Source organism: Streptomyces sp. NPDC014891 (assembly GCF_043081085.1).
GTDB lineage: Bacteria > Actinomycetota > Actinomycetes > Streptomycetales > Streptomycetaceae > Streptomyces.
This window is the reverse complement of sequence record NZ_JBIBWF010000001.1, coordinates 52,528-65,305: the sequence shown is the minus strand read 5'-3', so window position 1 is coordinate 65,305 and position 12,778 is coordinate 52,528. Positions and strand designations below refer to the sequence as shown.

Below are 12,778 nucleotides of genomic sequence, written 5' to 3'. Positions count from 1 at the left end.
CGGCGGATCGGAGCACGCGCGGATGAGCGACACCCTGCCCTCCTTCGACGACACGACGGACGTCGAGGACGCCGACCGCGGCTTCGTCGCCCCCCTCGACCCCGGCGTGGTCGCAGCCGCCGACGGCCGGGTCGTCTGGGACAACGACGCCTACGGGTTCCTGAACGCCGAATGCCCGGACACCGCGCACCCGAGCCTCTGGCGCCAGAGCGGCCTCTGCGCCCGCCAGGGGCTGTACGAGGTGACCGACGGCGTCTACCAGGTGCGGGGCCTCGACCTCTCCAACATGACCCTCGTCGAAGGCGACCGCGGAGTCGTCGTCATCGACCCGCTGATCTCCGCCGAGACGGCGGCCGCCGCGCTCGCCCTCTACCGGGCGCACCGCGGCGACCGGCCCGTCACGGGCCTGATCTACACCCATTCGCACGGCGACCACTTCGGCGGCGCGCGCGGGGTCCTCCCGCACGGCACCGAGCAGGGCGTCCCCGTCCTCGCTCCGGCCGGCTTCCTGGAGCACGCCGTCAGCGAGAACGTGTACGCCGGGGGAGCGATGGGCCGGCGCGCCGGCTACATGTACGGGGTGATGCTGCCCACGTCACCCGACGGCCAGATCGGTGTCGGGCTCGGTCAGGGCACCTCCACCGGCACCTTCACCCTCGTCCCGCCGACCGTCGAGGTCACCCGGACCGGCCAGGAGGAAACCGTCGACGGGGTCCGCATCCTCTTCCAGCTCACGCCCGGCACCGAGGCGCCCGCCGAGATGAACTTCCTCTTCCCCGACCGGCGTGCCCTGTGCCTGGCCGAGAACGCCACGCACACCCTGCACAACGTGCTCACCCTGCGCGGCGCCCTGGTCCGGGACAGCAGGATCTGGGCGAGGTACCTGGACGAGGCCGTCGAGTACTTCTACGGCCGCTACGACGTCGCGTTCGCCTCGCACCACTGGCCGACGTGGGGCCACGACGACGTGGTGCGCTTCCTCCACGAGCAGCGGGACGTGTACGCGTACCTCCACGACCAGACCCTCCGCATGCTCAACGAGGGGCTCACCGGCGTCGAGATCGCCGAACGGATCCGCCTCGCGCCGGCCCTGGAGAAGGCCTGGCACGCCCGCGGCTACTACGGCTCGGTCAGCCACAACAGCAAGGCCGTCTACCAGCGCTACCTCGGCTGGTTCGACGGCAACCCGGCGCACCTCTGGGAACATCCGCCCGTCGAACTGGCCCGCAGGTACGTGGAGGTGGCCGGGGGACCGGCCCAGGCCCTGGCCAAGGCCCGCTCGTACGTCGAGGCGGGCGACCTGCGCTTCGCCGCGACCCTCCTCAACCACGTGGTCTTCGCGGACCCGGAGGACACGGAGGCCAGGGAGACCCTCGCCGACGTCTACACGCGCCTCGGACACGGCGCCGAGAACGCCACCTGGCGCAACTTCTACCTCACGGGAGCCAAGGAACTCCGGGAGGGCCCGCGTTCCGAGATCGTCGATCTGGCCAACCCCGAGATGATCATGAACCTCACGGTGCCCATGCTGATCGACTCCCTCGCCATCCGGATCGACGGCCCCCGGGCCTGGGACGAGGACCTGACGATCGACCTCCTCGTCACCGATCCCGCCGACGAGCGGCACAGGCACCGCCTCACCCTCCACAACGGCGCGCTGACCCACCGGGTGAGCACCGCACCGCGCACTCCGGCCGGCCTCGTCCTGACGCTGACCAAGCGGCAGCTCCTCGACGTCCTCGCGGGCGGAGGGCTGGACGGGGTGGAGACCGAGGGAGACGCGGGACTGCTCGACCGCCTCCTCTCGTACGTGACGACGCCCGATCCGAACTTCCCTGTCGTCACCCCCTGAGACGTCGGGGCGCACCCGCCCGGACGGTGGCGGGGGCGCCGGGCCCGCGTCTCAGCCGGAGTGGGGGGTCCGGGGCGGGTCGTGCGGCTCGTCCGACGGGGCCGGCACAGGGTGCAGGTCCAGGGGCGGTTCCGGCGTGGCCGACGACAGTTCCGGTTCCAGGCCCTGCGCGGGCGTCGTGCGCCGGCGTCCGGTGTCGAGCCGCCAGGCCTCGAAGACCAGGGTGGTCGCCGTGACGACGGTGATGCCGAGCAGCCAGCCCCCGACGACGTCGCTCACCCAGTGCACGCCGAGCGCGACCCTCGTGTAGCCGACGCCCAGGACGGCGACGACCGCGACGACCCACGGCAGCGGCCGCCAGGCCCGGGGCACCAGGGGGATCAGGATCAGCAGGAGCACGGCACAGGAGGTGGTCGCGGTCATCGCGTGCCCGGAGGGGAAGGAGAAGCCGGGAGCGTGGGACACCGGATCCGGCAGGTGCGGGCGGGCCCGTTCGACCATGAGCTTCGTCAGCAGTCCGATGAGCCCGCCGGCCACCGCCGTGACGGACGCCCAGGCCGCGAGCCGCCACGCCCGGCGGGTCAGCAGCCACACCACCACGGCGGCGACGAGCAGACGCATCGTGACCGGATCCCACACGTAGCTGGAGAAGAACTCCAGGACCCGCACCCAGCCCGGGTGTTCGAGGGCGGTCTGGTGCAGCCGCTCGGCGGTGGTCCGGTCGAGCCGGTGCAGCGGCGCCCACTGCGACTCGACCAGCACCAGGGCGAGCGCGAACGGGACGGCCACCACGGCGGTGGCGACCGCCGCCAGGACGAGCCGGGTCCCGAAGGTCGCGTCGGCACCGAGGTGACGGGGGTTCAGGGCCCGGACGCCGGGCCTCGGGGCTCGCGTGGTGCGCTGTGCCATGGGGAAGCAGACTTCCTTACGTGTCGTGGGGAGCAGCCGGAACCGGCTCCCGGGGGAGGGGTGCTCAGACGCCGGGATCCCGGCCCACCGGCTCCTTCACACCGGCGCGCGTCGCCTCCAGCTGCGCGGCGAAGGAGAGGCCGAGGAAGAGGGCGAGCGAGGTCAGGTAGGACCACAGCAGCAGGGAGACGATCGCGCTGAGGGGGCCGTAGATGGTGGTGAACGAGCCGCTGGCACCGACGTACAGGCTCAGCGCCCAGGTCGCCGTGAGCCACAGGATCAGATAGACGACGGCGCCGAAGGCCAGCCAGGTGTAGCCCGGTTGGGCGCGGCGGGGTGCCATGCGGAAGATCGCGCTGGTCGCCAGGATGGCCAGGATGATCCCGATGGGCCAGCGCAGGATCTCCCAGGCCCGCACGGTGTCGGGCCCGAAACGGTAGACCTCCGCGAACGAGTGGGTGAGGTCGCTGCCGAGGACCGTGACGACGAAGCTGAGCCCCAGGGGGAGCCCGGCGAGCGCCGCCATCACCAGCCCCCGCACGTACTTGTGGAGGAACGGCCGGTCCCGCTCGTTCCCGTAGATGCGGTTGGCACCGCGCTCCACCTGGCACAGGCTCGTCGTCACGTTCATCAGGGAGAACAGCAGCCCGAGCCAGAGGGCCGCCTGGCCGCCGTCGTCGGCGTGCCGCCGGCTCTCGCGCAGCGCGTCGTCGACCAGCTGCTGGCTGGGACCGCTGGTGATCCGGCTGATCGTCAGCTGCGCGACCCGGCCGATGTCCTCGGTGTGCAGGACGCTCGACAGACCGATGGCGGCGATGGCCAGCGGCACGATGGACAGCACGGTCTGCAGGGCCAGGGCGCGGGAGTGGCTGAAGCCGTCGGCGTAGCGGAACCGCACGAAGGAGTCCCGGGCCAGCCGCCAGCCCCCGTAGCGGCGCAGTGCGGCCCACGCCTCGTCGCCGGACAGCTCCTCGCCGCGGACGTCACGTCGCTGCGGCACACGGGTCGCGGTTCCCATCACGCACCTGCCTGGGTGCGCCGCGGTGCGAGCGGCGCGAGGACGTCGGACGGGACGGGACGGTCCGGGGCTCCGGCGGGGGTGGGCACGGCACCGTCGACGCGGCGCGGGGCGGCGGCTTCCGGCCGGAGGGGGGTGGCTCCCGGAGCGCGCGGCAGGCGTACGCGCAGCGCGCCCGGCTCCGTCTCCACGACCAGCCGCCGTCCGTCGGCCACGGTGTCCCCGTCGATCTCACGAGGTTGCGCCGTGGCGAACCGGATGTCGACGTGCCGGCCGCTGTAGTACGTCAGGGCCCCGCCGGCCACGGTCCGGCGGCCGGAGACCGCGGGGTCGGCCGCCGGTCCGGTCCGCTGCCGGGACGCGGCGGAGCGGGGGCGCAGCGCCCGGGACACGAGGTGTCCGGTCGCGGCGAGCCAGCCGGCCGCGCCTTCCGGGTCGAACAGCACGACGTCGACGCGTCCGCTGTCGGCGCGGGCCCCCGGCAGCAGTTCGAGTCCGCCCTGCAGCGTGCCGACGTTGCCGACGACGACCATGCGGGCGCGGTGGCGGCGGCGCGGACCGCCGTCCACCCGGAGGGTCACCCGGGTACGGGGGTCGCCGAGGTGCCGGGCCGCCGCGAGGAGGTACGCGAGCCAGCCCAGCCGGGCCTTGAGGGCGGGCGAGGCGTCGCGGACCATGGCGGCGTCGAAGCCGGCCCCCGCCATGACCGTGAACCGCGCGGGCTCGATTCCGTCGCCGCTCACGCGTCCCACGTCGATGCCGGAGCAGCCACCGTCCAGCGCCTCGGCCAGTGCCGTCGCCGGATCCAGCGGGAGCCCCAGGTTGCGGGCGAGCAGGTTGCCGGTGCCGCAGGGCACGACGGCGAGCGCGATCCCGGTTCCGGCCACCACGTCGGCGCAGGCCCGCACGGTGCCGTCGCCGCCGCAGACGACGACCAGGTCGGCGCGGTCCTGCGCGGGCCCGGCCGCCGGGAGCGCGGCGCAGACCTCGGCGAGGTCGCCGCTCGGCCGCTCGGCGGTGGTGTCGATCCACTGCTGCCGGCGGTGGCCGTGGGATTCCAGGACGGCGCGGACGCGGTCGGCGAGCGGCTGGTCGCAGGCGTGCGGATGGCGGACGACGACGACCGGGCCCGCCGCGGGAGCGTCCGGGGGAAGCGAGGGAGAGGCACCCGGGGAGGAGGGGCGGCGGCCGCCGTCGTCCGCGGTCTCGGACCGGCGTCCGGCGAGGAGCACCGACCCGACCACGAGCAGCGTCAGCGAGCCGTTGAGCAGGCCGCCGGCGACGTCGGTGGGATGGTGCATGCCCCGGTACAGCCGCGACAGACCGACCAGCGGCGGTACGAGCACCAGCGCCGTCACGACGACGTACCGCCACGGGCCCCGCAGGCGCCGCAGCGCCAGCACGGCGAGGCCTCCGAACAGGGCGGTCGAGGCCCCGACATGACCGGACGGGAAGCTCGACGTCGGCGGCGCCGCGTCGAGGTGCGGCACATCGGGGCGGTCCCGCTGCACGAAGAGGGTCACGACCACGAAGATCGCCGACTGCAGGGCCACCGAGGCACCCAGGAACAGTGCCTCCGGCCAGCGGGGCCCGGACGGCAGGAGGAGCAGCGCGAGGACGCAGAGCAGGGCCACGGCGATGATCGCCTGGGTCCCTGCCAGCATCGACAGCCCGCCCGTCAGGGTGTCGCCGAGAGCGGTCCGACCGGCGGCGAGAGCGCGGTTGACCCGGTCCTCGGCGGGCGTGACCAGGTCGGCCACGGAGGTCCGGGTCAGCAGCAGCCCCAGCCCCACCATCAGGCTCACCTGTGCGGGGACCAGTATGAGAAGCCGGGAGGGTCTCGCGGCCTCGTCCGTCTGTGTCGTCATGCCAGACCGCTTTGCCCGTCGCGGCCGGATGATGCCGTCCGTTCCGAGCAGCGCCCGTGGCGCCGCCGAGCAGTGCCCGGGAAGCCGGTGACCGTGCCGCACTCCCCGCGGCGCCCGGCCGCGCGGGCCCCGCGCGGTCTGCGCCCCTGCCGGCCACCGCGGTCAAGGGGACCGCACCCGGGCGGGCCGAGGCGCGCTCACCACCAGTAGGCGGGATACCTCGCGGCGCCGCGTCGCACGCGGGACGCGGCGTACGCGGTCAGGACGAGCAGGACGGTGGCGCCGAACAGCAGGGGGACGAACCGGCCCGGCGAGGGACTCTGGAGCACGATGATGACCGCTGTGGCGCAGGCGGGGGAGTGCGGGGTCCGGGCCAGTGTCGTCAGGGCCAGGGTGACGCCCGCGGCGAGGGCGGCGGCCCATGCGTTCCCGTGCCCCGCGACGGCCACGGCGTACCCCGCGGCGGCGCCGAGCATGTGGCCGATGATCACGCTCCGCGGCTGTGCCAGCGGCAGCGCGGGGGCGCAGTGGACCAGCGCCGCGCTGGCGGCGAGCGGCGGTATGAGCACGGGCTCGTGGAGGACGGCGCCGATCCCGACGAGTGCGAGGAGGGCGGCCGTGGCGGCGCTCACGTTGTGGGCGGCGGCCGCGGGCGCCGGCCGGGCGGGCGCACGGCCCGCCAGCCGGGCCAGCGGAGCGCGGCGGGCAGGCGGGACGGTGGGGGAGTCGGCCAGGGCGGGGTCGGGAGGCGGTGCGGTGTCGGTACTCATGCGAGGCGGGAGTTTCCGGGGCAGGCGGCAGGAGCGCCGTACGGGACGGCGTGGGGCGGTCGGTCACACGGGCTCTGTGGTCGACAGTCGGCCCGGTTCCGCGCCCGACCTGGTGCGGCGGGGAGCCCTCGCACCACTCTAACCAGCGGCTTCTCGGCCGCTCGGCCGGGGGTGGGGTCCGGCGGGGACCCTGCCCGGCAGAAGCGAATCAGGCCATCCCGCGTAAAATATGCTGAATGAGCCCACTCCGGTATGAGCTGGTGTTCTCCGACGACACGGCGTCGGCCGAAGACGTCGTCCTCGTCGAGCGCACCCCTGTGAAGGGGCCCGGCGGCCACCCCGTCTACGCCGATCCCAGCGGCATCATCCGCGCGGAGATCAGCGACCGGGACGAGGTCCGCGTCCTCGCCTCGGGCGGGCACCAGATGCCCGCGCAGAACGTCCTGGCCCGCCGCGTCCCGGACACGGATCCCGGGGGTCCCGACGGCCCCTCCCCTTCCCCTGCCTGACGTGGACGGGAGCAGCCATGGACGGCCCCCACCTCTCCCCCGGCGAGCGGAGTCTGCTCGCCGCCATCGAGCGCGGCCTCTCCGACGACCGGCGCCTGGAGCGCCGACTGCGGACCATGCGCACCGGCCGGGCCCGCCGTGAGCGCCCACGCCTCCTGCCGCTGGCGACCCTCGCCCTCGCACTCGTCTCCGCCACGCTGATGGCCCTGGGGGTGCTCTCGTCGTCGATCCCGCTGATCGGCGCCTTCGCCGTCGCGTGGACCGCCACGGTGGTGTGCGGCGCCTGCTGGCTCCGGCGGATCTGGAGAACGGCCGGCGGGTCGTGAGCCGGGGGACGGCCGCCGTCCGGTCCGGCGCGGGAGACGGCTGACCGTCCCGGGGCGTACTCCCCGTCGCCGTACCCCTCCCCGACCACGGCGATTCCGTTCGGCATCGGGACTCGGGGGCAGACGCCCTGTGACACCCCGCAGGCCCGTCCGCGGGCGGCCCGTCGCGGGTCCGCCGAGCGGTCGCGCCCGCCGACCGATGGAGGAGGCACGATGCGCAAGGCGACACCGGCCGACGGGGAGTCCCCGCCGGCCGTCGACGCGCCCCTGGGCGACGAGGAGCTCGCCGCCCTCGACGCCCACTGGAGGGCGGCGAACTACCTGGCCGTCGGGCAGATCTACCTCATGGACAACCCTCTCCTCCGCAGGCCCCTCGAACCGGAGGACGTCAAACCGCGCCTGCTGGGCCACTGGGGGACGTCCCCGGGGCTCAACCTCGTCCACACCCATCTCAACCGTGTGATCCGGGCGCACGACATCGACGCCCTGTGCGTCTGGGGCCCCGGTCACGGCGGACCCGCCGTGCTGGCCAACTCCTGGCTGGAGGGAAGCTACAGCGACGTCTACCCGGACGTGTCCCGGGACGAGACGGGGATGGCCAGGCTGTTCCGGCAGTTCTCCTTCCCCGGCGGCGTGCCGAGCCACGTGGCACCCGAGACCCCGGGCTCCATCCACGAGGGCGGCGAACTGGGCTACTCCCTGTCGCACGCCTACGGCGCCGCGTTCGACAACCCCGACCTCCTGGTGGCGTGCGTGATCGGCGACGGCGAGGCGGAGACCGGACCGCTCGCCGCGTCGTGGCACTCCGACAAGTTCCTCGACCCGGTGCACGACGGAGCCGTCCTGCCCGTCCTCCACCTCAACGGCTACAAGATCGCCAACCCCACGGTGCTGGCCCGGCTGCCCAGGGAGGAACTCGACGACCTCCTGCGCGGCTACGGCCACGACCCCCTCCACGTGACCGGACACGATCCCCGCGACGTGCACCGGCAGATGGCCGCCGCCATGGACACGGCGATCGGCCGCATCCGCGCCATCCAGACCGGGGCCCGCGAGGGCCGGGCCGACGACCACCGGCCCCGGTGGCCGATGATCGTCCTCGACACCCCCAAGGGCTGGACGGGCCCGGCGGAGGTGGACGGCAAGCCCGTCGAGGGGACCTGGCGCTCCCACCAGGTACCCCTGCCCGAGGTACGCGAGGATCCCGGGCATCTGCGGCAGCTGGAGGAGTGGCTGCGCTCCTACCGGCCCGAGGAGCTCTTCGACGACCGAGGCGCTCCGCGGGCCCAGGTGCTCGCCTGCCTGCCGAGCGGTGAACGACGGCTGGGATCCACGCCGCACGCCAACGGCGGCATCCTGCTGCGCGACCTGCCCGTTCCGCCCCTGGAGGGCCACGCCGTGAAGGTCGAGCGGCGGGGGAGCGCGCGGCACGAGCCGACGGCCGCCCTGGGCAGTCTGCTGGAGGGCGTCCTGTCGGCCACCGCCGACCGCCGTGACTTCCGCCTCTTCGGCCCCGACGAGACCGACTCGAACCGGCTCCAGGCGGTGTACGGCGCCGCCGGCAAGGCCTGGCAGGCGTCGGTCCTGGACACCGACGAGCACCTCGACCGGCACGGCCGCGTCATGGAGATCCTCTCCGAACACACCTGCCAGGGCTGGCTGGAGGGGTACCTCCTCACCGGCCGCCACGGCCTCTTCTCCTGCTACGAGGCGTTCGCCCACATCGTCGACTCCATGGTCAACCAGCACATCAAATGGCTGACGACCTCCCGCGCCCTCCCGTGGCGGGCGCCCGTCGCCTCGCTCACCTACCTGCTGACCTCCCACGTATGGCGCCAGGACCACAACGGCTTCTCCCACCAGGACCCGGGCTTCGTGGACCACGTCCTCAACAAGAGCCCCGAGGTCGTCCGCGTCTACCTGCCACCGGACACCAACACCCTCCTGGCCGTCGCCGACCACGCGCTGCGCAGCCGGGACCACGTCAATGTGATCGTCGCGGGCAAGCAGCCCTGCTTCGACTGGCTCTCCCTCGACGAGGCCCGTGCCCACTGCGCACGCGGCGCGGGGACATGGGAGTGGGCGGGCACGGAGGTCGAGGGGCGGGACCCGGACGTGGTCCTCGGCTGCGCCGGCGACGTACCGACCCAGGAGGTCCTCGCGGCGGCGAGCCTCCTGCGGCACCATCTCCCGGACCTCGCCGTCCGCGTGGTGAACGTGGTGGACATGACGCGGCTCATGCCCCGCGAGGAACACCCGCACGGCATGCCCGACGAGGAGTACGACGCCCTGTTCACCACGGACAGGCCGGTCGTCTTCGGGTACCACGGCTACCCCTGGCTGGTGCACCGGCTGGCCTACCGCCGCGCCGGGCACGCGAACCTCCACGTGCGCGGCTACAAGGAGAAGGGCACCACGACCACGCCCTTCGACATGGTCGTGCGCAACGACCTCGACCGCTACCGCCTGGTGCTGGACGTGATCGACCGCGTGCCCGGTCTCGCCTCCCGCGCGGATGCCGTACGCCGGACCATGGTGGGGACCCGTGAGCGCCACCACGCGTGGATCCGGCGACACGGCACCGACCTGCCCGAGGTCACCGACTGGTCGTGGGACGACGAGGCGGACGGCCCGGCCGCCCGGCCGCCCACACCGTCGTGAGACGGCGGCGCGGCGGGACCGCGGCGGGCGCGGTCAGTCCTGGTCCGGGTGCCACTCGGTCAGGAGGATCGTGGCGTCGTCGCGGAGCGGCAGGTCCTGGTGCGTACGAAGGGTCTGAACGAGCCGGCGCAGGGCCTCGGGTGCGGCGGCGCCAGCGGCCGTCGAACGGATGACGATGTCGGCCAGCCGCTCCTCGCCGAAGAGGTCGCCGACCGGCGAGCGCGCCTCGGTGACCCCGTCGCTGTAGACGAGGACCCGGTCGCCGGGCTGGAGCCGCGCCCGGTGCACCGTGGGCGGTTCGGTGAGGTGGAAACCCCAGCCGAGCGGGAGGTCGGCCGGCCGTTCGAGCATGCCGTGGAGCACCCGGCCGTCCCGGATCAGCAGGGGCGCCGGGTGCCCGCAGTTGACCCAGGTCAGCGTTCCGTCCTCGGTGTCGAGGGTCGCGATGACGGCCGTCATCAGCCGGTCGGTGAACCACTGGTCCAGGATCTTGTCGATCTCGGGAACGATGTCCGCGAGCGAACCGCCCGCGCGGCGGGTGGCGCGGCAGGCCGCCAGCCCGGCCGCACTGGCGGCGCCCGCGGCGAGGTCGTGCCCCATGGAGTCGAGCAGCGTCAGGTGCAGCCCCTTCTCGATGAGGCTGTGGTCGAAGGCGTCCCCGCCGATGTCGTAGGCCGGCTCCAGACACGCGGACGAGGTCACGCGCGCGGTGCCGATCGTCCGGGGCGGCAGGAACGCCCACAGCAGCTCCGCCTGCACGGTCATCGTCCTGCGCCGCTCCGCCTCGACCAGCACGTCGCTGTGCGTCGACTTCGACACCAGAAGCAGCGCGGCCACGGCGGCCAGGTCCTCGCACCGGTCGACCAGGTCCGCGTCGAAGCCGCGGCCGGTGGCCTTCACGACGCCGAGCCGCTCGACCCCGTCGACCATCGGCACCCACAGGGTGTCACCGTCCGCCGAACGCTGGGTCCGCTCCTCGCGGTAGGCGAGCCCTCCCAGGGAACTGTCGACGCCGAGGGTCGGCTCCTCGGGGGCGGGCGACTGGGGAAGGGCCAGGAGAGAGGCCTGCTGCAGGTCCGCCACATAGACGGCGGTGCCGGTGAGCCCCATCCGCCGCCCGGCCCGGGCGACGAGCTCGGCCAGGTCGCGGCCGGGAGTCAGACGGGACCCGGACAGCAGCTCGGAGAGCGCCTCGTCGTGGGGCTGCATGTTCAACTCTGCTCAAGTCCTCCGCCGAATCGCGGCCCACGGCCTGTCCACCCCCTGGAGCCCCCGGTCGCGGCCACGGGCGGCGACCCTCTCGTGCGCCGCGCTCACGCCGCCCCTGTGGACCTCCGACGCGGGCGCTCCTCCACAGCAGCACCCTCCGCGGCCCGAGCGACGCGAGGGGGCGCGCCGGGCGGGCCGTGTACCCCCACCACCATCACTCCGGTGACGGCCGACTCCGGCCCCCGACGCGCAGGACACTCCGGGGACCCCCCACCCGGACCAGCGCGAGGCCGGGGCGGCGGGGCTGAGGGGCCTGGGGCTCCCATGCCTCCCGCGGCCACCACGACCCCTTGCGGACGCCGGCCGCCCGCCCCGTCAGGACGGGCCTGCCGTGTGGTCCGGGTGGCCCGTGGTGCGGCGGGCCTCCTTCATCGCCGCCTCGTACAGGTGGTCCCTGCCGTCGGCCAGAGCCTCCAGCGCCTGGCGTTCGAGGGCGCGGAACGGCTCGTAATAGGTGCTGTTGTAGGACTCGACGATCTGGAAGGTCCAGTGGCCCGGGATGACGTTCCGCCCCAGCACCTCCGTCTCGACGCGGTCCGCCCAGTCGCCGTGACCGGCCTCCCTGAGCAGGGCCACCGCCCGGTCCAGTTCCAGGTCCGCGGACCCCGTCAGCTGGTGGAACCCGTAGAGCTGCCCACGGGCCCGCTCGACCGTCTCCAGGGCCTTCGACAGCGACCCCAGGGCCTCCACCGTCAGGTCGCCGACCGAATCCGGCGGTGTGTGGGCGCGGTCGGGGCCGTCTTCGCTGCGTGCCATGCATCTCCCCTGCCCCGGCCCACCGCGCCGTAACGCCCCCGCGCCGCATGCACCCGGAAGGACGCACGGACGCGATCCGGCGACGCTGACGTCACGTCAGTCGCGCGTGGCGAGGAAGGTGTGGGTGATGCCCGTCTGCCAGCCGGGGAGCGGCAGCACGCGCACGTCCGCGAACCCGGCGCGGCCGAGACGGTCGGCGAAGCGGGGCGCCGTGTCGAAGTCGAGCACGCTGCGGCGCAGGTGCCGGTAGAGGCCCGCGTCCCCGTGCAGCCGGCCCCAGGGCACGACCAGGCCGCTCGTCACCGCGCTCCACACCGCGCGGTGAACCGCCCGGCCGCTCAGCGTGTACTCGTGGACCGCGAGCCGCCCACCGGGGCGCAGCAGGGCGCGGACGGAGCGGAGCACGGCGTCGGGGTCGGCGACGTTGCGGAAGAGGTACGCGGCGAACACGGCGTCGTACGGCCCCGCGGCGTCGGTGGTGCCGACCTCCTCGGCCGGCGCGTGCACGAACGAGACGGACGGAGGCCAGGTCTTCGCCCGTGCCTGAGCCAGCATTCCCGCCGAGGCGTCCACACCGGTGACGGTGGCGCGGGGCGCGACGTCCAGCAGGGCGCGGGTGGAGGACCCCGTTCCGCACCCCAGGTCGAGGACGGACAGCCCCGAGCCGTCCCCCGGCAGCCCGAGCCGGCGTGCGGAGCGCCGCAGATGCCCGTGGTATCCGGGATTCGCGGCGGTCATGCGGTCGTACGAGGGCGCGGCGCGATCGAACGCCGCGGCGAGCGCGTGGTCGTGAAGCAGGGTCATGGTCGTCCTCCCGGGTCGGGTCCAGCCTGAGACCGT

11 protein-coding genes are annotated in these 12,778 nt (G+C 74.1%); 4 read left to right on the top strand and 7 right to left on the bottom strand.

The window, feature by feature from the left end; translation table 11 throughout:
• Positions 1-22 precede the first annotated feature (22 nt).
• A complete protein-coding gene (locus ACF09E_RS00300; protein WP_392203087.1) occupies positions 23-1,852 on the top strand; it encodes an alkyl/aryl-sulfatase in 1,830 nt (609 codons plus the stop codon).
• Positions 1,853-1,903: 51 nt separating this feature from the next.
• Here the strand turns inward: ACF09E_RS00300 and ACF09E_RS00295 are convergent, their stop codons facing one another.
• From ACF09E_RS00295 to ACF09E_RS00280, 4 genes are all read right to left on the bottom strand, one after another.
• A complete protein-coding gene (locus ACF09E_RS00295; protein ID WP_392203086.1) occupies positions 1,904-2,761 on the bottom strand; it encodes a phosphatase PAP2 family protein in 858 nt (285 codons plus the stop codon).
• A 64-nt stretch (positions 2,762-2,825) separates the two neighbouring features.
• Positions 2,826-3,779 carry a YihY/virulence factor BrkB family protein gene (locus ACF09E_RS00290; protein ID WP_392203085.1) on the bottom strand — a complete coding sequence of 318 codons (954 nt, stop codon included), beginning with the start codon at positions 3,777-3,779 and terminating at the stop codon, positions 2,826-2,828.
• A complete protein-coding gene (locus ACF09E_RS00285; RefSeq protein ID WP_392203084.1) occupies positions 3,779-5,647 on the bottom strand; it encodes a diacylglycerol kinase family protein in 1,869 nt (622 codons plus the stop codon). Before ACF09E_RS00285 ends, ACF09E_RS00290 begins: the two co-directional genes overlap by 1 nt.
• Positions 5,648-5,844: 197 nt before the next feature.
• The gene (locus tag ACF09E_RS00280; protein ID WP_392203083.1) at positions 5,845-6,417 is read right to left on the bottom strand and encodes an HPP family protein; all 573 of its coding nucleotides are present in this window, start codon (positions 6,415-6,417) and stop codon (positions 5,845-5,847) included.
• A 236-nt stretch (positions 6,418-6,653) separates the two neighbouring features.
• Here ACF09E_RS00280 and ACF09E_RS00275 point away from each other — a divergent pair, with 236 nt between their 5' ends.
• The 3 genes from ACF09E_RS00275 to ACF09E_RS00265 all read left to right on the top strand — a co-directional run bounded on the left by ACF09E_RS00275 (position 6,654) and on the right by ACF09E_RS00265 (position 9,913).
• Positions 6,654-6,926 carry a DUF6296 family protein gene (locus ACF09E_RS00275; protein WP_392203082.1) on the top strand — a complete coding sequence of 91 codons (273 nt, stop codon included), beginning with the start codon at positions 6,654-6,656 and terminating at the stop codon, positions 6,924-6,926.
• 17 nt (positions 6,927-6,943) lie between these two features.
• Positions 6,944-7,252, top strand: coding sequence for a DUF3040 domain-containing protein (locus ACF09E_RS00270; RefSeq protein WP_392203081.1), 309 nt, complete (start codon positions 6,944-6,946; stop codon positions 7,250-7,252).
• Between the two features lie 213 nt (positions 7,253-7,465).
• Positions 7,466-9,913, top strand: coding sequence for a phosphoketolase (locus ACF09E_RS00265; RefSeq protein WP_392203080.1), 2,448 nt, complete (start codon positions 7,466-7,468; stop codon positions 9,911-9,913).
• Positions 9,914-9,946: 33 nt separating this feature from the next.
• Here ACF09E_RS00265 and ACF09E_RS00260 read toward each other — a convergent pair whose 3' ends face one another.
• The 3 genes from ACF09E_RS00260 to ACF09E_RS00250 form a co-directional block, all read right to left on the bottom strand.
• Positions 9,947-11,122, bottom strand: coding sequence for a PP2C family protein-serine/threonine phosphatase (locus tag ACF09E_RS00260; RefSeq protein WP_392203829.1), 1,176 nt, complete (start codon positions 11,120-11,122; stop codon positions 9,947-9,949).
• 375 nt (positions 11,123-11,497) lie between these two features.
• Complete coding sequence (locus ACF09E_RS00255) at positions 11,498-11,938, bottom strand: hypothetical protein (RefSeq protein WP_392203079.1); 441 nt, start codon at positions 11,936-11,938, stop codon at positions 11,498-11,500.
• 96 nt (positions 11,939-12,034) lie between these two features.
• Complete coding sequence (locus ACF09E_RS00250; protein ID WP_392203078.1) at positions 12,035-12,742, bottom strand: class I SAM-dependent methyltransferase; 708 nt, start codon at positions 12,740-12,742, stop codon at positions 12,035-12,037.
• Positions 12,743-12,778: the final 36 nt, after the last annotated feature.